Genomic DNA, 20,756 nt, shown 5'->3' on the forward strand with positions numbered 1-20,756 from the left:
GATGCTCGCCGCATTCTCCCCAGGCAGCGACTTCAAGCGGTACTACCGCGGTCGGATGCCGCGCCTGGCACTGGCCGTCATCATCCTGATGCCGCTCATGTACGGCGCCCTCTACCTCTGGGCGTTCTGGAACCCGTTCAACGAAGTCGACAAGATGCCGATCGCCCTGGTCAACATGGACGCCGGTGCCACCCTCGAGGGCAAACCGCTCGCCGCAGGCGAGCAAGTGGTGCAGGGGCTCGTCGAATCCAAGCAGCTCGACTTGCACGTGGTCTCCGAGTCGGAGGCCGCCGACGGTGTCGCCCACGGCAAGTACTACTTCTCGATCACGTTGCCGAAGGACTTCAGCGAAGCGGTCGTGTCGCCGACCACCGGGAACGCCCGATCGGCTCCCCTGATCTTCACCTACGACGACGCGAACAACTACCTCGCATCGGTTCTCGGCGGAGACGCCGCACAGCAAGTCGTCGCGCAGGTCTCGTCGCAGGTCGGCACCCAGACGTTCGACATCGCGTTCAAAGAGGTCGGCAGCATGCTGCCGCAGGTGACGAAGGCCGTCGACGGGGCGAATGAACTCGCGACCGGGCTGGACACGGCGAACTCCGGCGCGCACGAACTGTCCGGCGCACTCGACGAGTTGTCGGGCGTGGTCACGAAGGTGACCGATCCGCTCCTGGCGGCCACCAGCGCCTCGGGCGGTCTCAGCCCCGCCGAAGTGAAGGCCGCCGCCGTCCGCGTCGGTGAGGGTGCGACGGCGATCAACGAGATCGTGGGTGGAGCTGCCACGACGCAGTCACGCGGGTACACCGCGCTCGACAGCGCGATCACCGGCATGGCGAGCAGCCCGGATCCCGCGATGCGCGCGCTCGCCCGATCGTTGACCCCTGCGCGAGACGCGCTGGCCAACCGGGGGCTCGGCCCGGACGCGAACAATACTGCGACCGCGCTGCTCCACGACTCTCAGATGCTGTCGGCGGCGATGACCACGCCGGGCAGCCAGGTGCACTCGCTCCTGGCGCTCGCCGAGACCGGCGGTCTGCACTCCGACATCGAGAAGGCGCGCGGCGACGCAACCGAGTTGAGCTCGGGCGCCGACCAGCTCGCGGCCGGAACCACCAAACTCGCGGCTGGTGCGCACGAGTTGGCCGGCGGCCTCGACGAAGCGAGCAAAGCCATCCCGCACTGGAACAAGAAGCAGCAGGACGCACTGGCGAAGACGCTGTCACAACCGGTGGTGCTGTCCGAGAAGTATGAGAACGAGGCCGGTACGTTCGGCACCGGTTTCGCGCCGTTCTTCTTCTCGCTCGCGTTGTTCGTCGGCGGAATCATCGCGTGGATGCTGTTCACTCCACTGCAGTCCAGGCCGATCGCCCAGGGCCTGAACTCGGTACGGGCGGTGTTGGCGTCGTACGCGCCGACTTTCGGAGTCGGCGTGCTGCAAGCGGCGATCCTCTTCGCCGTCACTGTGCTCGCGGTGGGGCTGCGACCCGCGCACGTGATCGGGACGTTCTTGTTCATGCTGCTGGTGGTCGCGGCGTTCCTATCACTGATACAGATGTTCAACGCGCTGTTCGGGCCGGCCGTCGGACGCGTCGTGACACTGGCGTTCCTGATGATCCAATTGACGTCGGCCGGCGGCATCTATCCGGTCGAGACGACGACGAAACCGTTCCAGTACATCCACTGGATAGACCCGATGACGTACACGGTCAACGGGCTGAGACAAATGATCATGGGCGGGGTGGACTACCGCTTCTGGGTGGCGTTCGCAGTGCTGAGCGGCCTCACCGTCGTGTTCCTGTCGATCTCCGTCCTAGCGGCCAGACGGAACAGGCAGTACACCATGGACCGGCTCTATCCACCGGTCGAAGTGTGATCCGCAGACACCACGCCGACCTCGTCCTGTTCGGCGGACTTCGCTCACAACCGCTCGAGAAATAGGAGACAACACATGTCCGACAACGACTACGACCGCATGATCCTCAGCCCGGTCTTCGACCGGAACGGCGAGACGACCTCGCTTCCGCGTCACGAGCTCCCGGACGCGATGATGCTCCCGAGCACCGCATACCAGATCGTCCACGACCAGGCGATGCTCGACGGCAACTCGCGGCTCAACCTGGCCACCTTCGTCTCGACGTACATGGACAAGGAAGCCAAGCTCCTGTACGCGCAGACCGTCGACAAGAACATGATCGACAAGGACGAATACCCGGCCACCGCCGAGATCGAAGACCGCTGCTGGCGGATCCTGGGCAATCTCTGGCACAACCCGGACGTCGAGCAGGCCATCGGCACGTCGACGATCGGATCGTCGGAGGCCTGCATGCTGGGTGGACTGGCGCTCAAACGCCGCTGGCAGGGTCGCCGGAAGGCCGAGGGCAAGTCGACCGAGAGTCCGAACATCGTGTTGTCGACGGCCGTGCAGGTGTGCTGGGAGAAGTTCTGCAACTACTTCGAGGTGGAGCCGCGTTGGGTGCCGATCACCGAGGACCATCTGTTCCTCGACGGCCACGACCTGGAGAAGTACGTCGATGAGAACACGATCGGCGTCGTCGCGATCATGGGCCAGACGTACACCGGTGCATACGAACCGGTGAAGGAGATCGCGGCGAAGCTCGACCAGATCCAGAGCGACACCGGCCTGGACGTGAACATCCACATCGACGGTGCCTCGGGGGCGATGATCGCTCCGTTCTGTCAGCCCGACCTGGAATGGGACTTCCGCGTCGACCGGGTCGCGTCGATCAGCACGTCCGGTCACAAGTTCGGTCTGGTCTATCCGGGCGTCGGCTGGATCGTGTGGCGTGACCAAGGAGCCTTGCCGGAGAGCATGATCTTCCACTGCGCGTACCTCGGCGGCGACATGCCGACCCTGGCTCTCAACTTCTCGCGCCCCGGTTCGCAGGTGCTGCTGCAGTACTACCAGTTCCTGCGCCTGGGCCGCGAAGGCTATCGCGCGGTGCAGCAGGGCTCGCTGAACGTGGCGCAGCATCTGTCGTCGGCGATCGCCGAGATTGGGCCGTTCGAACTCGTGAGCAAGGGCGACACCATCCCGGTCTTCGCGTGGCGTATGAAGCCGGGGTACACCGACACGTGGACCCTCTACGACCTCCAGGACCGGTTGCGCATGAAGGGCTGGCAGGTGCCCGCCTACCCGCTCGCCGACGATCTGGCCGAGGTGACCGTGCAGCGCATCGTCGTCCGTGCCGGCCTGAGCATGGACCTCGCCAACGCACTGCTCGACGACCTGCGCACCGAAGTCGAGTTCCTCGAGAAGCTCAGCGGCCCGATGCCGCACGAGGGCCAGACGGCCGCGTTCCACCACTGACCTGTACGAGACGTCCCGGACCCTGTGAGTCAACGGAGTCCGGGACGTCGCCTTTGACTGGAAGGGGTATGCATGAGCGTGGACGACACGGTACGGACGGTCCGTGCACTGAAGCCGACGCTGACGAAACAGTGTGTCGGCTTCATGATCGGTTCGTCCCTGTTCGCCCTCGGCTCGGCTCCGGGATTCGGGAGTTGGGCCGGATCCGATGCCGCGAACTTTAGCTACTTCGTTGGTGCCTGGTTCTTCACCGGCGCCGCATTCATCCAACTCGTGTTGAGCGGTGCGCGGACCGTGCCGGTCTCGTATGGGACTGGCGTCATGTTCCGAGCGGAGTGGCTCGCCGCATCCACCCAGTTCTTCGGGACGCTGTTGTTCAACGTGAGCACGACGACGGCCCTCCAGGTGCACACAGTCCGCGGCGAGCAGCACTTGGTGTGGAACCCGGACGCGGGCGGCTCGGTGGCGTTCCTCGTCAGCGGGTTCTTCGTCCTCGTCGCCTTCACCCGATCGACCGGCCGCGTGTGGGCACCGACCAGCGTCGACTGGTGGTCGGGGCAAATCAACATGGTCGGGTGCATCGCTTTCGGCGTCGCCGCGGTCGGATCGTTCGTCAATAGCGCCGGGACCACCGCAGACGCGACGTTGGGCAACATCGGCACCTTCGTCGGTGCGTTGTGCTTCTTCGCGGCGTCCGCGATCGTGCTCGCCGCTCAGGCGTGGACTCACGACGACACCGTGGACCGTGGCGGACCGCTCAGCCCAGCCGCCAGAGAGGGTTGACCGGTCCGTGGCCCGCGCCGAGCGGGTACGCCGACTGCAGCCCCTTGGTGACCCAGGCCTTGGCGAAGTCGACGGCGTCGGGCACCTCGTAGCCGTGCGCCAACGCGCCGCACAGGGCGGCGGCCAGAGTGTCGCCAGCGCCGTGATCGTGCGGGGTGTCGACCCGCGGCAGGTCCAACGAGATGAACTGGTCGCCGTCGAACAGTAGATCCGGGCTCAGTTCACTGCTGCGCAGATGCCCGCCCTTGACCAGGGCCCACCGGGCTCCGAGGTCGCGCAGCGCACGCGCGGCGTCTCGCTGGGTCGCGGCGTCGACGACGTCGATTCCGGTGATCAGCCGGACCTCGTCGAGATTCGGCGTGACGACGTCGGCCAACGGGATCATCCGTCGCACCAGCGTGTCGAGGGCGTCGTCGGCCAGCAGGGGGTCACCGTGCATCGACGCGCACACCGGGTCGACGACGAGCGCGACACCGCGCCCGCCGCCGATGTCGAGTTCGTCGCACGTGTCCGCGATCGCCTCGATGATCGGCGCCGATGCGAGCATTCCCGTCTTGACCGCGCCCACACCGATGTCGGGGACCACCGACCGCATCTGCGCCGCGACCGTCTCCGGTGGGATCGGTGCGATCCCGGTGACGCCGAGCGTGTTCTGGACGGTCACCGCGGTGACCGCGACGCAGGCGTGCAGGCCGAGCAGAGCGAACGTGCGCATGTCGGCCTGGATGCCCGCGCCGCCGCCCGAATCGGATCCGGCGATCGTCATGACGCGCACCGGTGTCTGTCCCGGGGCAGCCGTCGGCAGCAGACGCGGTTCGATCACTGTGCCGGGTTCGCTTCCGATATCGGCAGGTAGACGTGGTTTCCTGCCGCCACGAACTCCTCCGACTTCGCTGCCATCTCCTCGGCGATCTTGCGGTCGATGTCCTCAGCGGTGACGAGATCGTTCTCCTCGGCGTACGCGCGCACGTCGGCGGAGATTCGCATCGAGCAGAACTTCGGTCCGCACATCGAGCAGAAGTGCGCGGTCTTCGCGGGCTCCGCGGGCATCGTCTCGTCGTGGTACTCGCGGGCCGTGTCGGGGTCGAGTGCCAGGTTGAACTGGTCGGTCCAGCGGAACTCGAATCGCGCGCGGCTCAGCGCGTCGTCGCGCTCCTGCGCCCGCGGATGGCATTTGGCGAGGTCGGCGGCGTGGGCGGCGATCTTGTAGGTGATCACGCCGACCTTCACGTCATCGCGGTTGGGCAGACCGAGGTGCTCCTTCGGGGTCACATAGCAGAGCATCGCGGTGCCTGCCTGCGCGATCATCGCGGCCCCGATCGCCGACGTGATGTGGTCGTAGGCCGGAGCGATGTCGGTGGCGAGCGGGCCCAGCGTGTAGAACGGAGCCTCCTCGCACCACTGTTCTTCGAGCTGCACGTTCTCGACGATCTTGTGCATCGGCACGTGGCCGGGCCCTTCGATCATCACCTGGACGCCGTACGACTTCGCGCGCGTGGTCAGCTCACCGAGGGTCCGCAGTTCGGCGAACTGCGCTTCGTCGTTGGCATCGGCGATCGAGCCCGGACGCAGGCCGTCGCCGAGTGAGAACGTGATGTCGTAGCGGGCGAGGATCTCGCACAGGTCGTCGAAGTGCGTGTACAGGAACGACTCCGTGTGGTGGGCGAGGCACCACGCTGCCATGATCGAGCCGCCGCGCGACACGATGCCGGTGACGCGTTTGGCGGTCAACGGCACGTAGCGCAGCAGCACGCCCGCGTGGACGGTCATGTAGTCGACGCCCTGCTCGGCCTGCTCGATCACGGTGTCGCGGTAGATCTCCCAGGTCAACGCGGTCGGGTCGCCGTTGACCTTCTCCAACGCCTGGTAGATCGGGACGGTGCCGACCGGGACCGGCGAGTTCCGCATGATCCACTCGCGCGTCGCGTGGATGTCCTTGCCGGTCGACAAGTCCATGATGGTGTCTGCTCCCCAGCGGGTGGCCCACACCATCTTCTCGACCTCTTCGGCGATCGACGAGGTGACGGCCGAGTTGCCGATGTTCGCATTGACCTTCACCGCGAAGGCCTTGCCGATGATCATCGGCTCCGATTCGGGATGACGATGGTTGACCGGGATCACGGCCCGTCCCGCCGCGACCTCACTGCGCACCAGTTCGACGTCGACGCCCTCGCGGGTCGCGATGTAGGTCATCTCCGGCGTCACGACTCCGGCGCGCGCCCACGCGAGTTGGGTCGCGACACCGTCGATCGGCTCGGGCCTGCGCCACTCGTCGCGCGTCGCGGAAAGTCCGCGCTCGACGTCGATCACCGCGGCGGCATCGGTGTATGGACCGGACGTGTCGTACAGGTCGAGGTGTTCGCCGTTGGTCAGATTGACGCGACGTTGCGGCACGTGCAGTCCGTCTACCTGCAGATAGTGTTTGACGCTGCCCTCGATCGGACCGGTCGTGACGTTCTTCTCAGACGCTGCGACCTTCTCCTCAGGCGCCGTGACGGCTTTTTCGGACACAGGTGTACCCATGACATCTCCTCCCTACGCCGGCATTACCCGGACAGGTTCGAGCGGTCGGCGATCGCCATTCGCCATCTCAGCCCTCGGATCGTGAGAGCCCCCGCGTGTGTAGTTGTGCGGCACGCCGACTACGGGCCGGACGTCCGTGGTCACCTTAACCGGAACCCCGGACGTTGTTCCAGCCACACCGAACTGTGATGCAGATGTGACTGATGTGACTTGCCGCACATCGTTCCTCCGACGTACTGTTGTGATCGTTGTCACAGGGAGGTGTCATGCAACTGAGGAACCGCCATCATCATCCGCCGCAGAACAGCGCGCGATCGCTGCTCCAGCAGATCTCGGAGGTCGTGCACAATCCGGCTCGGGAACGATTCGAGCTGTGGGTGGCCGGCGACCTCGTCGGGGTCCTCGGCTACAGCATCGAAGACACGTCGGACGGGCGCGTCGCGACGATCCTGCACACCGTCCTGTACGACGAGTACGCCGGCCACGGGCTGGCGACGCGATTGACCGGGAGCGCGATCGGCTACATGCGCGACAACGGCCTGAAAGTGCGCCCGGTATGCACGTTCACTCGACGATTCATCGACGAGCATCCGGGCGTCGTCACGCTCGCTCCGGTCTGACCCGGACTGCGGAGTTCAGGCGGACGAGACGTCCAAGACCACCGGTGCGTGGTCGCTCGCACCCTTGGCCTGCCGAGCGGCGACGTCGACGAAGGCGTCGAAGACGCGATCATTCAACGCGGGAGAACAGAGGGCGAAGTCGATCCGCATGCCCTCGTTCCGGTCGAAGCGTCCGGCCTGGTAGTCCCAGAACGTGTACGTGTCGGGGCCCGGCGCGAAGGGGTCGGCGCTGTCGACGAACCCGGCATCGGTGAACGCGCTGAACGCGGCACGTTCGGCGTCGGACGTGTGAGTTCGGTCGGCGAAGTACTCCGGATCCCAGACATCGGCGTCGGTCGGTGCGACGTTCCAGTCGCCTGCCAGCACGATCTGGGCGGCAGGATCGTGCGTCAACTCCAGCCGGGTCACGTTGGCGAGGACGTCGAGCCAGTCGAGTTTGTAGCTCATGTGCGGGTCGCCGGGCGCGCGGCCGTTCGGGACGTAGAGACTCCACACGCGCACGCCGCCGCATGTCGCCGAGATAGCCCGGGCCTCCCGCTGCCCGTCGAACGACGGCTGTTCATCGAAGCCCGTGTGCACGTCGGTCAGGCCGACGCGGGACGCGATGGCGACACCGTTGTAGCCGGCGTTCCCATGGATCGCGACGTCGTAGCCGTGGGCGGCGAAACTCATCACCGGGAACCGGTCGTCGGAGCACTTGGTCTCCTGCATGGCGAGTACGTCGACGGAGTGCCGGGTCATCCAGGCGACGACGTCCTCCGAGCGGGTGCGGATCGAGTTGACGTTCCAGGTGGCCAGACGCACGGTGTCAGATCTCCTCTGCCGGATCGGTCACTCTCACGCCGACATCGGACCAGCGGGCGCGGACCGCGCCCGGGTCGTCGTCGACGAGGAGCACGGCGAACCGACGGTCGCGGTACGAGTCGCGCCAGAAGTCGACCGACTCGGCGAACCACTCGAACGCGTCGGGTTCGTCGGCGAGCACCTGCGACGCGTCGTCGACGATCGTCAGCCAGCCGGTCGACGGGGTGCCCTCGGGTGTGCGCAGGCCGGTCGGGAGGTCGCGCATGCAGTCGTCGAGCGCATCGCGGTTGCGCCCGAAATGATCAGGGAAGTCCCACGCGCGCGCGAGCGCGTCGAGTATCTGCGGGACAGTCCGCATCCGGGCGCCGTCGACGCGGCGCGCGACGAGGCCGCTCCCGAACAGGGACGGCGACGAGGCGGCGACTGCGGTCATGCGCGCGGACCTCGGATCGCGGCGAACGTCTCGTAGTGGTCGAGCGTGTAGTAGGCCGACCCGTTGCTGCCGGTCACGATTCGCTCGGCGTCACGGCCGCGCCCACTCTGCTTCGGGTTGACGTCCCACTCCCGGTACGTGATCTTCTTGCCGCCCGACGTCTTCTTCGGGAGTCGGCCCTCCGCGTTACGGAAGGTGTCGCCGCCGTGGGTGCCGGGCGCGTTCGCCGCGTCGGGCCAATCGCCTGCGTCGATGTAGGAGAGGGTCTGCTGCACGCGGGCAGGCACGTCGCTCGACGGCCGTCCCGCGGTACGCGACCGGTCCGGCGCCTCAGAACCCGGCATCACCATCGACACCCCGGACTGGGCGGCGGCCGACGGTTCGGCGTCGGTGGTGCTGCGTCCGTCGACCCACCAGGTCAACACGACGACGGCCAGTAGGACGACGACGCCCAGCACAGAGGCGAGCATGCGGCGACGGGATTGGTCGGGGTTGCTGTTGGGGTGCGACATCGCGTTCCACGGTAACCGGTGACGCCGCGGAATCGAACTCGTCTAAATCGAACTCGCCTGGATCGAATTCTCCCAGATCGAATTCTCCTGGATCGAATTCTCCTAGGGCTCGACGAGGTCGCCGACGGTGACGGTGTGGTGGAGTTCGTATCCTGCGGCCCGTGCGGCCGCTCGCGCCTTCTCGTCGGCCGCGTCGACGTCGACCGCCCACAGCGCGTCGCCGACCCGGACGGGGGCGAGTCCGACGGGGGCGAGTCCGACAGGGGGTGCGGGGGCTGCGGCGACGAGAACCTCCAACGCCTGCGCGTCGTCGACGGCGATTCGGCCGGGCCGCACGAGTCGGTCGGGCAGCAGTGCCAGTGCCGGCTCGTCGAGGTCGGCGTACCAGTCGAGGATCTCGGCGACGGCCGCCGACGGGGCATTGAACTCGACGGGGACCGCCGACCGGCCGCGGAGCGTCGACCCGCCCGCCGAGACGAGCCAACCGTCGATCTCGCCGCGATGCGTCGCATCGCAGCCGGCGCACAGGGCGCGCTCGACGTCGCGGATCTCCGAGTTCCGGACCACCCGTCGCGACAAGAGTCGGATCGACGTGATCGCCGCCCGCGGGATCGAGACCACCTCGCCGTCGCGGTCGACCTTCAGCGACTGCTCGTCCGACAGCGCCAGCACCCCCGTCACATCCGACTGCGACGGGCCGGTCGGCAGCGCGGGGTTCGGCGCGGTGCGCCAATCGGACGGGGCGCCCGACTGGTCGAGCCGGTAGCGGACGACGATGCGGTCGCCGACGGTCGGATCGATCATGACGCGCTCAGTCGTCGTGCCCGAACGGGTCACGCTCGGCGCCCGGCAACCAGGTGAGGCCGGGCACGCCCCAACCGTTGCGTTTGACGGCCTTCTTCGCGGCGCGCGCGTTCCGGCCGACCAGGACGTCGATGTACAGGTAGCCGTCGAGGTGGCCCGTCTCGTGCTGCAGCATCCGAGCGAAGAAGTCGTCGCCCTCGATCTCGACCGGCTTCCCGTCACGGTCCGTGCCGACGACCTTGGCCCAGTCGGCGCGCCCGGTCGGGAAGCCCTCGCCGGGCACCGACAGGCAGCCTTCGTCGTTGTCGTCGGGGTCGGGCATCGTCTCGGGGATCTCCGAGGTCTCCAGCACGGGGTTGATCACTTCGCCGCGCCGCCGCGTCGGGCCGTCCGGGCAGTCGTAGACGAACATGCGAAGTCCGCGGCCTACTTGGTTGGCCGCGAGGCCGACACCGTTCGCCGCGTCCATGGTCTCGTACATGTCGTCGAGCAGCTCGACGATCTCGGCGGACGGACGTCCCTGGTCGTCGAGGTCGACAGGCGTCGTCGGATGGTGCAGGACCGGTTCGCCGACGATACAGATCGGAAGAATTGCCATGTCCAGATACTTTACCGGCGCAATGCGGAGTGTTCGCGGTGCGTCGCCGTGAAGGTGGACGTTTCGGTGGCTACACTCTTGAGGCGAACCACACGCTTGTGATTCGTGCCGGGGCCGCGGATGCGGAGTGCGGAACGGGGGCGAGTGGATGTGACTATTCGGCAGGCTTTGCAAGGGAGCGAGATGGACGGCGCAACCGCGCATACACCAGGCGACGATGATTCGGTGGGTGCTGCGCAGGCTGGGCAGCAGACTGACCCGCACGAGGTCGGCCCGGACGGACTCACTCGCCGCGAACGCGACATCCTCGCGTTCGAACGTCAGTGGTGGAAGTACGCGGGCTCGAAGGAAGAAGCCATCAAAGAGCTCTTCAGTTTGTCCGCGACTCGCTACTACCAGATTCTGAACGCGCTGGTCGACCGGCCGGAAGCGCTCGCGGCGGACCCGATGCTGGTGAAGCGTCTGCGTCGTCTGCGGGCGTCCCGGCAGAAGGCGCGGGCCGCGCGCCGTCTCGGATTCGAGATCTGAAGACGGTCCGCTGGCGCGTCGTACGGACGGCTCGCCTCACGGGCGACCTCGTGAGCTAAAGTTACCGTGATGAAAGCTGACCGAGAAACCAATCGACTGCCCCTTCGGGCGGGCGCCATGCTGCTGTTGGCTGTCGCCGTGGTCTTCATCGGCCTCGGCTGGCACCACGCGGCCACCAGCGGAGACGATGACGGTGGCATGTCCACCGCCCAGAGTCCGACGACCTCGGAGGCCGCGACGCCGCCCGCGTCTACGCCGGGCGGCGAGAGCGAGTCGGCCTCGCCGTCGTCGACGACGGCTGCCGACACCGCAGACGTCGGATCGATGTGCGTGCTCAACGCGGGAACGGTGACCGGCCTGGCCGGCGACGTCTCCGACAAGCTCAAAGAGGCGGGCTTCGACGTCAGCGGTGCAGAGAACCTCTCGACCGGCAGTATCAGCGAGAACACCGTCTTCTACGACGAAGGTCAGGAAGAGGCCGCCAAGAAGGTGGCCGACGCCGTGCCGGGCGGAGCCTCGACCGATCCGCGCCCCGCTGTGTTCACGCGGTGCGAAGGCGAACTCGCCGTCATCGTCGTCACCCAGTAAGCCTGTTCAGCCCCAGTCCTCGTACGGAACACATAAGGAGCGTCATGTTCGCCCGTAACCACAGCGGTGCCGCCACCGGAATCTCGACCACCCGTGTCCTGGCGGTCATCGCCGCGGCAGGTGTCGCCGGTGCGGCCCTCGCGGGCTGCACGCCCGATCAGTACCCCACGGACGAGAAGGGCACCACGCCGTCGGTCATCACCGGCGATCAGGCGCAACCGGGCGACGAGATCAGTGCGGGCACCACGTCCGGCGGCGCGGAAGAGCTGACCGTGACGCTGCGCAACACCGAAGGCACCAGCGTCGGCTTCGCGACCTTCAGCGCCGAAGGCGACGCGGTCAGCGTGAACCTGCGTGTCACCGGGATGGATGCGGGATCGCACGGCGTCCACATCCATTCGGGCACCAAGTGCGAGGCGTCGACCGGATTCGCGTCGGCAGGCGACCACCTCCAGGTGGATGGTCACACCGGCAAGCCGGAGAGCGGCGACCTGACCAGCGTCACCGTCCTGGAGAACGGGACCGGAACCGTGACCAGTGCGACCGACGCGTTCGAGCTCGAGCAGATCCGCGGCCGGGCGCTCATCGTCCACGAGGTCGGCGACACGGACGGCTCGCACCGTCTGGCCTGCGGCGTCATCGCCGAGTAGCGAGCGGGACACTTCACCGGTGGGGGGCCGTATCAGCGAGATCGAGTTCCACGGATCACCCGAGCCGACGCTCGGAGTGGAGTGGGAGCTCGCGCTCGTCGACCGTCACACGCGTGACCTGTCGAATTCGGCTCCAGAGCTGTTCGACCTGATCGCTGCGCGCGGCGTCGACCGATCGGGACGGATCCATAAGGAGCTGCTCCGCAACACGGTCGAACTCGTCACCGGTATCTGTCACACGGTCCCCGAGGCGATGGCCGACCTCGGGGAGACCCTCGACGTCGTGTGCTCGCTCACCGACGAGGTCGGTGTCGACCTGTACGGTGCGGGGACCCACCCGTTCGCGCAATGGTCGACGCAACAGTTGACCGAAGGGCCGCGCTACGCCGAGCTGATCGCACGCACACAGTGGTGGGGACGCCAGATGTTGATCTGGGGTGTGCACGTGCACGTCGGGATCAGTCGGCGCGACAAGGTGCTGCCGATCGTCTCGTCGCTGCTCAAGTACTACCCGCACCTGCTCGCACTCTCGGCGTCGTCGCCGATGTGGGGCGGGCAGGAGACGGGGTACGCGAGTAACCGGGCGATGATGTTCCAGCAGCTGCCGACCGCGGGTCTGCCGTTCCAATTCGAGCGGTGGAGCGAGTTCGAGCGGTTCGTCACCGACCAGAAGACCACCGGAATAATCGACGATCTCAACGAGATCCGGTGGGACATCCGGCCGTCGCCCCACCTGGGGACCATCGAAGTGCGGGTGTGCGACGGCGTCTCGAATCGGCGTGAACTCGCGGGTGTCGTCGCCCTCATCCACTGCTTGATCGTCGATCTCGACCGTCGTCTCACCGCGGGGGAGACGCTGCCGCAGATGGCTCCGTGGCTGGTGCAGGAGAACAAGTGGCGTGCCGCCCGCTACGGCGTCGACGCCATCATCATTCAGGACTCGGACTGCTCGGAGCGGCTCGTCACCGACGACCTCGCCGACCTTCTGGTCCGACTCGAGCCGGTCGCCGAATCGCTGGGCTGCGCCGCCGAACTGGCATCTGTCGCCGACATCCTCGCCGACGGCGTCAGCTATAAACGCCAGCACGAGGTGTTCGCCCGTACCGGCGACCTCCGCGACGTCGTCGCGTCCATCGTCGACGAACTGGAATGAGTATCGGACTCGGTCGGCCCTGCCTACATCGCCGGTGAACGACGCCGGTCAGTGCTCGTCGTCCCCGGCCCGTGGACGTAGCTGGCTCTCGTCGAGAAGATGTTCGTCGATGCGCTGCTCGCGGTAGACGAGGCGGCCGACGCGCTGTGCGATGACCGGGGCCGTGATGAGGGTGAACAGGCCGCTCAAGACGAGCATGCCGCTGTCGTAGTGTCCGTCCAGCCGGATGAGCACGCCGATGAGCACGAGGATCATGCCGAACGTCTGCGGTTTGGTCGCGGCGTGCATACGGCTCAACGTGTCCGGGAAGCGGACGATGCCGATCGCCGCGGTCATCGCGAGCAGCGAACCCGACAGCACGAAGAAGGCGGTGAGGATGTCGGTGATCATTGGTCGTCCCTCACTCGGAAACGCGCCACGGCGATGGACCCGATGAAGCTGACGAGGCTCAGCACGACGATGGCGGCGGCGATCGTCGTATCACCGGTGACCGCAACCCAGAGCGCGAGGCCGCAGATCATGATGGCGACGATCGCATCGACCCCGACGAGCCGGTCGAGAGTGCTCGGGCCGCGGAGGGTCCGGTAGGTGGTCAGCAGGGCTGCGATGAGGAGCATGGCAGCGGAGGCGGCCCACACGTAATTCATCGGTCCTCCTTCCGTCGACGCAGCAGCCTCCGTGAGGTGCGACGTTCTTCGTCGGCGACGCGTTGACGGTCGCTGAACGGAACATGATGGTAGTCGTCGTCGATCCCGTGGAACGGGCTCGGCTGCCATTCGGAGTCGCGCTCGAACGCCTTGATGAACTGCCGTTCGACGTACGCCATCTGGCGGAAGAACGAATCGATCTGCGACTGCTTGCTGACGTCGAAGATGTGCACGTACAGCATGCGCCGAAGATGGTCGATCTCGACGACCATCGTCCCCGGCACCAGGTTGATGTAGTCGACCGCCAGTGTCAGCACCAGGTCGGACTTGATGGCGACGTGGACGCGGACCACGGCCCCGAGGGGCGGCGGACCCGGTTTGATCGCCGCCCACGCCACCTGTGCCGACGACACCACGAAGTTGCCGATCAGCGTGAGCAGGAGCTTCAACGCGGCCAGCGGGTGCACGCGGCCCTCGACGGGGACGTGCGGCAACGGCAGCACCGTCATCACGATGATCGCGAGCACGATACCGGCCACGGTATTGGCCCAGGTGATCTCGCCCCAGAGCAGGACCCACACGAACGCCAGCCACGCGACACCCCACAGGCGCATCGCGAACTCGCGCAGATCGCCGCCCGCCCACTTCGGGAACCGGAGATGCTCCTGCAGCCACACGATCAGATTCGTCAGCGGCCACGCGAACCAGACGACGGCGAGCCGCCACAGGCCGCCGAAGAACGCCGGAATCGCCTTCTTGCCGACAGGTGTGACGTGCGGGCGGTCCGGGAACGGTGTGTTGCTCATCGGTCACCTCCCGGGCCGAGGACGGTCTCGATGTAGACGTTTCGGTCGAGGACGCCGTCGGCGCCGCTGTCGGTGAACGCGAAGATCGGTCCGGCCCACACCGTGAGGGCGAGGCCGACGGCGACCATCGCGGCCGTCGGCACCACCATGGTGACGGGCATCCGCCCGACGTCCTCGCGGTCGTCGAGCTGCACGTCGATGCCCTCCTCTACCAGGGCGGACGGCGTGCTGGAGGCCAGGCCGCCCTCGGGAGCGTCGGCCCGCGCCCGCCAGAAGCCCTTCGTCCAGATCCGGGCCATCACGTAGAGAGTCAGCAGGCTCGTGACGACGCCGCCGACCACGAGGATCCACGACAGGACAGAACCGTCGGCGACACCCGCCTGCACGAGAGCCACCTTGCCGATGAACCCGGAGAACGGCGGTATGCCGCCGAGGTTGAGCGCCGGGATCAGGAACAGGACGGCCAGCAGAGGACTCGCGATGAGTCCGCCGAGGCGTCGAAGCGAGGACGATCCGGCTTGGCGTTCGATCAGACCGACGACCAGGAACAACGTCGTCTGGACCAGGATGTGGTGGGCGACGTAGTAGATGGCCGCCGACGTCGACTCCAACGATCCGACGGCGATGCCGAAGATCATGTAGCCGATATGGCTGACGAGCGTGAACGACAGGAGTCGTTTCACATCCGACTGGGCGATGGCGCCGAAGATGCCGACGAGCATCGTCAACAATCCGGCGATCATCAAGACGGTGTCCATGCTGCCGCCCGGGAACAGCAGCGAGTGTGCGCGGATGATCGCGTAGACGCCGACCTTGGTGAGCAGGCCGGCGAACACCGCGGTGACCGGGGCCGGCGCCGTCGGGTACGAGTCGGGCAGCCACGTGGACAGCGGGAAGACGGCCGCTTTGATGCCGAACGCGACGAGGAGCACCGCGTACAGCGCGTTACGGGTGCCGTCGGGGATGTCGTCGAGACGGACCGCCATCTCGGCGAGGTTCAATGTGCCCGTCGCCGCGTACGCGAAGGCGATGCCCGCCAAGAAGATCAGCGACGACACCATCGACACCATCACGTACGAGGCGCCCGCTCGTACGCGTTCGGCGCTGGCCCCGAGCGTCAACAGCACGAAGCTCGCGGCGAGCAGCACCTCGAACGAGACGTACAGGTTGAACAGGTCGCCCGCGAGGAACGCGTTGCAGACGCCCGCCGTCAAGATCAGGTAGGTCGGCAGGAAGATCGACACCGGCTGTTCGGTGGTGCCGTCTCGGATGCCCTGACCTATCGCGTAGACGACGACGCACAACAGCACCGTCGTCGACACAACGAGCATGAGGGCTGCCAGCCGGTCCACCACGAGGGTGATGCCGAGGGGGCCGTCGCCGCCATCGCGGTCGCCCCATCCGCCGACATGGACCGCGTACGGACCGTTGACGCTCGTCAGATACAGCATCATCGCCGACGCGGCCAGCGCGATACCGATCGCGGTGACGCTCACGGCACGTTGCAGACTCGGACTGCGCCCACGAAGCAGAGTGACGGCGGCGCCGAGCAGCGGAGCGAGTGTCGGAAGGACGATCAGCACGGTGATCCACGACGGTTGGGGAATCACCGATCGCCCCCGTCCCCGTCGTTGTCCCCGTCGTTGTCGCTGTCGCCGTCGTTGTCGCTGTCACCGTCGCTGCCGCTGTCCCCGTCACCGTCGTCGGTCAGATCGGTGGTGTCCGGCATGTCGTCGCCGTCGTCGTCGTGCAGGTGTGCGATCAGGTCGGCGTCCTCGGGCATCAAGTCGGTTTCGATGACGCCCTGGTGGACGGCTTCGAACTCTTCGGCGGTCAGTGGGTTTCCGTGGTCGTCGAAGAGGTCGCCCGCCACGGTGTCGGCTCCGGTGAGCGGGTCGTCGCTGCGGTCGCGGTCGCCGAACGACTGCAGGGAGCCGGTAGCGATCTTGACGTCCTCCGGGTCGTCGCCGAGATCGTCGTCGTCGGCGACGGACTCGACCGATGTCGGTTCGAGGTCGGGAGGCGTCTCCCGACTGCGCCGGTTGATGACGAACAGTCGGTACGCCAGGGCGAGCACGAACGCGGCGACGCCCATCGTGATGACGATGGCGGTCAACACCATTCCCTGGGCGAGGGGGTCGGCGTCCGAGCTGTGGCCGGACGATTCGCGTCCGCGGACCGGTGGGCTCCCTGGCGGGCCCGCGAGTGTGACGATCAGCAGGTTGATCGCATTGCCGACCATCATGAGGCCGAACAGCATCCGGATCAGGCTGCGTTCCATCAGCAGGTAGACGCCTGCCGCGGCGAGTACGCCGGCGACGAGCAGCAGTCCGAGGTTCACACTCATTTGTGCACCTCCTGCTGCGATTGGGTGGGAAATCTGCCGGTCATCGGCGCGTCGTCGGGCACTTCCAGGCGTGCGCCGAGGCTGCGGAGCACGTCGAGCACGAGTCCGACGACGATCAGGTAGACGCCGAGGTCGAAGAACATCGCGGTGACGATGTGGATGTCGCCGAACACCGGCAGATGTACGTCGATGACCGCCGACGACAGGGCGGGCGCGCCGAGGAACAGGGAGCTGACGGCCGTCGTCGCAGACACGAAGAGGCCCGCACCGAGAATGGTTCCGGCCTCGACGGGCAGCGCTTCCCCGAGTTCGTATCGGCCGCCCGCGAGGTATCGCAGCACGAGGGCGAGTCCCATGACGAGGCCGCCCGCGAACCCGCCGCCCGGCGCGTTGTGGCCTGCGAAGAACAGGTAGAGCGACAGGATCACCAGGGTCGGGAAGACGACGCGGGTCGTGGCCTCGAGCACCAGCGTGCGGTGTCGGGGATCGCGCAGTTCGCTGCCGACGAGCCACGTGGTCCGTTCGGAGACGGGATCGTCGTCGCCGATGCCCGCCTGCAGCCGTGCGGCGTCGGTGATGCGCGGTGCCGCGCCGAACCGGCGACTGCGGAACACCATCGACGCGACGCCGGTCGCGGCGACGATGAGGACCGAGACTTCGCCGAGCGTGTCCCACGCGCGGATGTCGACGAGCAGGACGTTGACGGCGTTGGAACCGTGCCCGAACTGATAGGCGGCATCACCCAGGCGGACTTGGAGTGGTTCGGTGGAGCGGGCGGCTGCGGCGAACAGTCCGACCAGCACGAGCATCGCGCCGAACGTCAGGCCGATCAGGGCGCGCCCGATCCGGAACCCGGTGGCGTGTTTCGCGGAAGCTTCACTCGGCAGTTTTCGCAGCACCAGGACGAACACGACGAGGGTGACGCTCTCCACCAGGAACTGGGTCAACGCCAGGTCGGGTGCGCCGTACATCGCGAACAGCGCACCGCAGCCGTACCCGGTGAGCCCGACGAGGAGCACGCTCGCGAGCCGGTTGCGCATCATCGTCGTCGCGAGTGCGGTGGCGATCATGATGATGCCGACGACGAGCTGTTCGGGGGTGTCGAACCCGCGGACCGACAGCGTGTTCCGGTTGCCGAGCGCCAATGCGATCAGCGGCAGGGCGACGGCGGTCGACAGGATCACCGCCTGGGTGATCGGCAGCGAACCGCGCTGCGTGTTCCGCGTCACCCACAGCGACGCGGTGTCGGCCAGACGCAATGTGGCGTCGTATACGCGGTCGGCGTTGAGCGGTGGCGGATTCTTGAACACGCGGCGCCTGCGGGCGCGGAGGAAGAGGAAGAGCGCGGCGCCCGCGACGACGACGATGGCCGAGAACAGCAGGGGGAGTCCGAAGCCGTGCCAGAGAGCGAGGTGCTCGATCGGATGTCCGAAGGCGGGCAGGGTCGTTGCGTACGGCTCGAACAGGTCGCCGATCCACGGGGCCACGAACGACGAAGCGACTCCGAGGACGGCGAGGACCGCGGGTGGCGCGAGGAACGCGACGCTCGGCGGATGGAGGGTGGCGACCGCCCGCGTCGGGAGGTGCCGGACCTTGCGGCCGAACGCTCCCCACAGGAAACGCGTTGTGTACGCGAACGTGATGATCGAACCGATGAGCAGCACGATGTCGACGAGGTGCGCGACCGTCGGGTCGAGGGCCCCGGTGTCCCAGAGGGTGCCGAAGGCCGACTCTTTGCCGATGAACCCGAACGTGAACGGAAGCCCGGCCATACTCGCCCCGGCGAGGGCGGCGATCGTGGCGAGGACGGGCAGCCGGTGACCCAGCCGCGCCAGGAGTCGGATGTCACGGGTACCGGTGGAATGGTCGATGATGCCGACGACCATGAACAGGCACGCTTTGAACATTGCGTGGGCGACGACCATCGCCAGTCCGGCCATCGCGACTCCGGCGTCGCCGACACCGACGAGGACCATCATGAAGCCGAGCTGCGAGACGGTGCCGAACGCGAGAATCAGCTTCAGATCGCGTTCGCGGAGCGAACGCCAACCGCCGAGCACCATCGTGACGGCGCCGAGCCCGAGTACGAGGATCTGCCAACTCAGCAGGCCGGCGAAAGCGGGTGCCAACCGGGCGACCAGATAGATGCCTGCCTTGACCATGGCCGCGGCGTGCAGGTACGCGCTGACCGGTGTCGGGGCGGCCATCGCACCGGGCAGCCAGAAGTGGAACGGGACGATCGCCGACTTCGACAGTGCGCCGACCAGAATGAGGATCACGGCGATGTCGATGTAGACGCCCCCGCCGGGCGGGTTCGCGATGAGGTCCGACAGCAGATAACTGCCGGTGCGCTCACCGAGCATGATGATGCCGACGAGCATCGCGAGGCCGCCGAACGTGGTGACCAGCAGTGCCTGGGTCGCGGCTCGACGCGACGTCGCACGGACCATGTTGAACCCGACGAGCATGAACGAGAGGACGGTCGTCGCCTCCCAGAACACGTACAAGACCAGCATGTTGTCGCTGACGACGAGCCCGAACATGGCTCCGGCGAATGCGACGATCTCGGCGCCGAACGTCGCCACGCGGCGGCGCATGATGTCGAAATAGTTCGCACAGTAGACCAGGACGAGCGAACCGACGCCGAGGATGAGGACCGACAGGACCGCCGACAATGTGTCGAAGCGGACGTCGATGTTCATCTGCAGGCTCGGCACCCATGACACCGACTCCGTGCTGGGTTCGGCGTCGGCGTCCGGCCAGTTGACGACCACCCCGACGAGGGCGGCGGCCGGCATCAATGCGAGGACGTAGAACCCCCGGGTACCACAGGCCTTCATGATCGGCGGTGACACGAGCGCGCCGATTGCCAGCGCGATCATCACAACGATCAAAAGGGCACTCCGTCGTATTCAGAGGGTGGGCGGGGTGTCGAAACAGTCTTCTGCCGTGCTCTACTCTACCGTTTCGGGCATGAAGTCTTTCTTTCGCGTCTGTGCAATCCTCGTCATAGTGCTTCTCGGTGGCGTCGCACTGGGCGCGTGCGGGGACGACGATTCGGCCGAGTCCGGCCAATCCCTGCCCGCGGACTTCCCGTCCGACGACGTTCCCATGGTCGAGGGAAACGTCCTGTCCGCGACCGGTGAGGGCGACTCCTGGCGGGTGACGATCCAGGGGAACGCGGCCGACGGGAATCCGCTCGCCAACGCGACGAAGCTTCTCGAGGACGACGGTTACGAGGAGTCCAGCCGCGCGGGCGACGCCGCGAACCAGACGGTGCTGCTGTTCAAGGCCGTCGACGGCAGAACCCTGTGGGTGCGCGTCGGAGTCTCCGCTGATGCCGCCGGAGGTGGCTCCACCGCGTTTTACGAGGTGATGCGGACCGACTAGCGCAGTTGAGGTCTTCTGAGTATGCGCGTGGGGTCACGCTGCGGTCGGGTGGACCGTCATGGTCCGCCTGCCGTGCGACCGCAACGGTGCCGGTCGGCGGTGCGGTCGAGCTGGGTCGGCCGGCGGTTGGAACCACGGGTGGCCATCGTCGCCGATGAACACCTCCCACTCACTGTGATGGATGAGCACGTGGTGCATCCGACACAGCAGAACCCCGTTGCCCAGCGAGGTATCTCCGC

22 protein-coding genes, 1 pseudogene and 1 riboswitch are annotated in these 20,756 nt (G+C 66.9%); of the genes and pseudogenes, 9 read left to right on the forward strand and 14 right to left on the reverse strand.

Going from position 1 to position 20,756, the window contains the following annotated elements:
• Position 1: 1 nt before the first annotated feature.
• From L5G28_RS04790 to L5G28_RS04800, 3 genes are all read left to right on the forward strand, one after another.
• Entirely contained in the window at positions 2–1,876 is a 1,875-nt protein-coding gene (locus L5G28_RS04790) for a YhgE/Pip domain-containing protein (protein WP_237000556.1), read from the forward strand.
• A gap of 75 nt (positions 1,877–1,951) precedes the next feature.
• The gene (gene gad, locus L5G28_RS04795) at positions 1,952–3,331 is read left to right on the forward strand and encodes a glutamate decarboxylase (RefSeq protein ID WP_236997885.1); all 1,380 of its coding nucleotides are present in this window, start codon (positions 1,952–1,954) and stop codon (positions 3,329–3,331) included.
• 72 nt (positions 3,332–3,403) lie between these two features.
• Positions 3,404–4,114, forward strand: coding sequence for a hypothetical protein (locus L5G28_RS04800; RefSeq protein ID WP_237000510.1), 711 nt, complete (start codon positions 3,404–3,406; stop codon positions 4,112–4,114).
• Here the strand turns inward: L5G28_RS04800 and thiD are convergent.
• Both thiD and thiC read right to left on the reverse strand, forming a co-directional pair.
• Positions 4,089–4,880, reverse strand: a complete 792-nt coding sequence (gene thiD, locus L5G28_RS04805; RefSeq protein WP_237000557.1) for a bifunctional hydroxymethylpyrimidine kinase/phosphomethylpyrimidine kinase — start codon at positions 4,878–4,880, stop codon at positions 4,089–4,091. The genes L5G28_RS04800 and thiD overlap by 26 nt on opposite strands.
• 53 nt (positions 4,881–4,933) lie before the next feature.
• Positions 4,934–6,637, reverse strand: coding sequence for a phosphomethylpyrimidine synthase ThiC (gene thiC / locus L5G28_RS04810; protein WP_237000511.1), 1,704 nt, complete (start codon positions 6,635–6,637; stop codon positions 4,934–4,936).
• Positions 6,631–6,742, reverse strand: a riboswitch (TPP riboswitch). Its footprint overlaps the gene before it by 7 nt.
• A gap of 161 nt (positions 6,743–6,903) precedes the next feature.
• Here thiC and L5G28_RS04815 point away from each other — a divergent pair.
• Positions 6,904–7,257: a GNAT family N-acetyltransferase gene (locus L5G28_RS04815; RefSeq protein ID WP_236997879.1), complete on the forward strand. Its 354-nt coding sequence runs from the start codon at positions 6,904–6,906 to the stop codon at positions 7,255–7,257.
• Between the two features lie 15 nt (positions 7,258–7,272).
• Here L5G28_RS04815 and L5G28_RS04820 read toward each other — a convergent pair whose 3' ends face one another.
• The 5 genes from L5G28_RS04820 to L5G28_RS04840 form a co-directional block, all read right to left on the reverse strand.
• Positions 7,273–8,061, reverse strand: a complete 789-nt coding sequence (locus L5G28_RS04820) for an exodeoxyribonuclease III (RefSeq protein ID WP_237000512.1) — start codon at positions 8,059–8,061, stop codon at positions 7,273–7,275.
• A 4-nt stretch (positions 8,062–8,065) separates the two neighbouring features.
• Positions 8,066–8,494, reverse strand: coding sequence for a barstar family protein (locus tag L5G28_RS04825; RefSeq protein WP_237000513.1), 429 nt, complete (start codon positions 8,492–8,494; stop codon positions 8,066–8,068).
• Positions 8,491–9,006, reverse strand: a complete 516-nt coding sequence (locus L5G28_RS04830; RefSeq protein WP_237000514.1) for a guanyl-specific ribonuclease — start codon at positions 9,004–9,006, stop codon at positions 8,491–8,493. The genes L5G28_RS04825 and L5G28_RS04830 overlap by 4 nt, the downstream gene beginning before the upstream one ends.
• A 102-nt stretch (positions 9,007–9,108) precedes the next feature.
• A complete protein-coding gene (locus L5G28_RS04835) occupies positions 9,109–9,810 on the reverse strand; it encodes a GNAT family N-acetyltransferase, cg3035/Rv0428c family (RefSeq protein ID WP_237000515.1) in 702 nt (233 codons plus the stop codon).
• Between the two features lie 7 nt (positions 9,811–9,817).
• Entirely contained in the window at positions 9,818–10,408 is a 591-nt protein-coding gene (locus tag L5G28_RS04840) for a peptide deformylase (RefSeq protein WP_237000516.1), read from the reverse strand.
• Positions 10,409–10,591: 183 nt separating this feature from the next.
• Between L5G28_RS04840 and napA the strand changes: the two genes are divergently transcribed.
• The 4 genes from napA (at position 10,592) to L5G28_RS04860 (ending at position 13,327) form a co-directional block, all read left to right on the forward strand.
• Positions 10,592–10,936 (forward strand): nucleoid-associated protein NapA, encoded by a 345-nt coding sequence (napA, locus tag L5G28_RS04845; protein ID WP_237000517.1) that lies wholly within the window; start codon positions 10,592–10,594, stop codon positions 10,934–10,936.
• Between the two features lie 69 nt (positions 10,937–11,005).
• Positions 11,006–11,524: a LytR C-terminal domain-containing protein gene (locus tag L5G28_RS04850; protein ID WP_237000518.1), complete on the forward strand. Its 519-nt coding sequence runs from the start codon at positions 11,006–11,008 to the stop codon at positions 11,522–11,524.
• 44 nt (positions 11,525–11,568) lie between these two features.
• Positions 11,569–12,174 (forward strand): superoxide dismutase family protein, encoded by a 606-nt coding sequence (locus L5G28_RS04855; RefSeq protein ID WP_236997871.1) that lies wholly within the window; start codon positions 11,569–11,571, stop codon positions 12,172–12,174.
• A gap of 19 nt (positions 12,175–12,193) precedes the next feature.
• Positions 12,194–13,327 carry a glutamate--cysteine ligase gene (locus L5G28_RS04860; protein ID WP_237000519.1) on the forward strand — a complete coding sequence of 378 codons (1,134 nt, stop codon included), beginning with the start codon at positions 12,194–12,196 and terminating at the stop codon, positions 13,325–13,327.
• Positions 13,328–13,375: 48 nt separating this feature from the next.
• Here the strand turns inward: L5G28_RS04860 and mnhG are convergent, their stop codons facing one another.
• Genes mnhG through L5G28_RS04890 form a run of 6 tightly spaced genes read right to left on the reverse strand, consistent with a single transcriptional unit; the run spans position 13,376 to position 20,021 of the window.
• Positions 13,376–13,717 (reverse strand): monovalent cation/H(+) antiporter subunit G, encoded by a 342-nt coding sequence (mnhG, locus tag L5G28_RS04865; protein WP_237000520.1) that lies wholly within the window; start codon positions 13,715–13,717, stop codon positions 13,376–13,378.
• On the reverse strand, positions 13,714–13,974 hold the full coding sequence (locus tag L5G28_RS04870; RefSeq protein ID WP_236997868.1) for a monovalent cation/H+ antiporter complex subunit F: 261 nt from the start codon (positions 13,972–13,974) through the stop codon (positions 13,714–13,716). The genes mnhG and L5G28_RS04870 overlap by 4 nt, the downstream gene beginning before the upstream one ends.
• Entirely contained in the window at positions 13,971–14,780 is an 810-nt protein-coding gene (locus L5G28_RS04875; RefSeq protein ID WP_237000521.1) for a Na+/H+ antiporter subunit E, read from the reverse strand. The genes L5G28_RS04870 and L5G28_RS04875 overlap by 4 nt, the downstream gene beginning before the upstream one ends.
• The gene (locus L5G28_RS04880; RefSeq protein WP_237000522.1) at positions 14,777–16,390 is read right to left on the reverse strand and encodes a Na+/H+ antiporter subunit D; all 1,614 of its coding nucleotides are present in this window, start codon (positions 16,388–16,390) and stop codon (positions 14,777–14,779) included. The genes L5G28_RS04875 and L5G28_RS04880 overlap by 4 nt, the downstream gene beginning before the upstream one ends.
• Positions 16,387–17,127: a Na(+)/H(+) antiporter subunit C gene (locus tag L5G28_RS04885; RefSeq protein WP_237000523.1), complete on the reverse strand. Its 741-nt coding sequence runs from the start codon at positions 17,125–17,127 to the stop codon at positions 16,387–16,389. The genes L5G28_RS04880 and L5G28_RS04885 overlap by 4 nt, the downstream gene beginning before the upstream one ends.
• Complete coding sequence (locus L5G28_RS04890; protein WP_237000524.1) at positions 17,124–20,021, reverse strand: Na+/H+ antiporter subunit A; 2,898 nt, start codon at positions 20,019–20,021, stop codon at positions 17,124–17,126. The genes L5G28_RS04885 and L5G28_RS04890 overlap by 4 nt, the downstream gene beginning before the upstream one ends.
• A gap of 79 nt (positions 20,022–20,100) precedes the next feature.
• On the opposite strand from L5G28_RS04890, the gene L5G28_RS04895 reads away from it, so the two are divergent.
• Positions 20,101–20,517 (forward strand): hypothetical protein, encoded by a 417-nt coding sequence (locus L5G28_RS04895; RefSeq protein WP_237000525.1) that lies wholly within the window; start codon positions 20,101–20,103, stop codon positions 20,515–20,517.
• A gap of 33 nt (positions 20,518–20,550) precedes the next feature.
• On the opposite strand, the pseudogene L5G28_RS04900 reads toward L5G28_RS04895, so the two are convergent.
• Positions 20,551–20,756 (reverse strand): annotated as a pseudogene (locus L5G28_RS04900) (HNH endonuclease); the annotation flags it as partial.

Origin of the sequence: Gordonia liuliyuniae (assembly GCF_021739025.1) — a bacterium.
Taxonomy (GTDB): domain Bacteria; phylum Actinomycetota; class Actinomycetes; order Mycobacteriales; family Mycobacteriaceae; genus Gordonia; species Gordonia liuliyuniae.

Excerpts from the sequence above, each read along its gene's own strand:
- L5G28_RS04790 (WP_237000556.1), top strand. The coding sequence starts at position 2 with ATGCTCGCCGCATTCTCCCCAGGCAGCGACTTCAAGCGGTACTACCGC.
- gad (WP_236997885.1), top strand. The coding sequence starts at position 1,952 with ATGTCCGACAACGACTACGACCGCATGATCCTCAGCCCGGTCTTCGAC.
- L5G28_RS04800 (WP_237000510.1), top strand. The coding sequence starts at position 3,404 with ATGAGCGTGGACGACACGGTACGGACGGTCCGTGCACTGAAGCCGACG.
- thiD (WP_237000557.1), bottom strand. The coding sequence starts at position 4,880 with ATGACGATCGCCGGATCCGATTCGGGCGGCGGCGCGGGCATCCAGGCC.
- thiC (WP_237000511.1), bottom strand. The coding sequence starts at position 6,637 with ATGGGTACACCTGTGTCCGAAAAAGCCGTCACGGCGCCTGAGGAGAAG.
- L5G28_RS04815 (WP_236997879.1), top strand. The coding sequence starts at position 6,904 with ATGCAACTGAGGAACCGCCATCATCATCCGCCGCAGAACAGCGCGCGA.
- L5G28_RS04825 (WP_237000513.1), bottom strand. The coding sequence starts at position 8,494 with ATGACCGCAGTCGCCGCCTCGTCGCCGTCCCTGTTCGGGAGCGGCCTC.
- L5G28_RS04830 (WP_237000514.1), bottom strand. The coding sequence starts at position 9,006 with ATGTCGCACCCCAACAGCAACCCCGACCAATCCCGTCGCCGCATGCTC.
- L5G28_RS04835 (WP_237000515.1), bottom strand. The coding sequence starts at position 9,810 with ATGATCGATCCGACCGTCGGCGACCGCATCGTCGTCCGCTACCGGCTC.
- L5G28_RS04840 (WP_237000516.1), bottom strand. The coding sequence starts at position 10,408 with ATGGCAATTCTTCCGATCTGTATCGTCGGCGAACCGGTCCTGCACCAT.
- napA (WP_237000517.1), top strand. The coding sequence starts at position 10,592 with ATGGACGGCGCAACCGCGCATACACCAGGCGACGATGATTCGGTGGGT.
- L5G28_RS04850 (WP_237000518.1), top strand. The coding sequence starts at position 11,006 with ATGAAAGCTGACCGAGAAACCAATCGACTGCCCCTTCGGGCGGGCGCC.
- L5G28_RS04855 (WP_236997871.1), top strand. The coding sequence starts at position 11,569 with ATGTTCGCCCGTAACCACAGCGGTGCCGCCACCGGAATCTCGACCACC.
- mnhG (WP_237000520.1), bottom strand. The coding sequence starts at position 13,717 with ATGATCACCGACATCCTCACCGCCTTCTTCGTGCTGTCGGGTTCGCTG.
- L5G28_RS04870 (WP_236997868.1), bottom strand. The coding sequence starts at position 13,974 with ATGAATTACGTGTGGGCCGCCTCCGCTGCCATGCTCCTCATCGCAGCC.
- L5G28_RS04875 (WP_237000521.1), bottom strand. The coding sequence starts at position 14,780 with ATGAGCAACACACCGTTCCCGGACCGCCCGCACGTCACACCTGTCGGC.
- L5G28_RS04885 (WP_237000523.1), bottom strand. The coding sequence starts at position 17,127 with ATGAGTGTGAACCTCGGACTGCTGCTCGTCGCCGGCGTACTCGCCGCG.
- L5G28_RS04895 (WP_237000525.1), top strand. The coding sequence starts at position 20,101 with ATGAAGTCTTTCTTTCGCGTCTGTGCAATCCTCGTCATAGTGCTTCTC.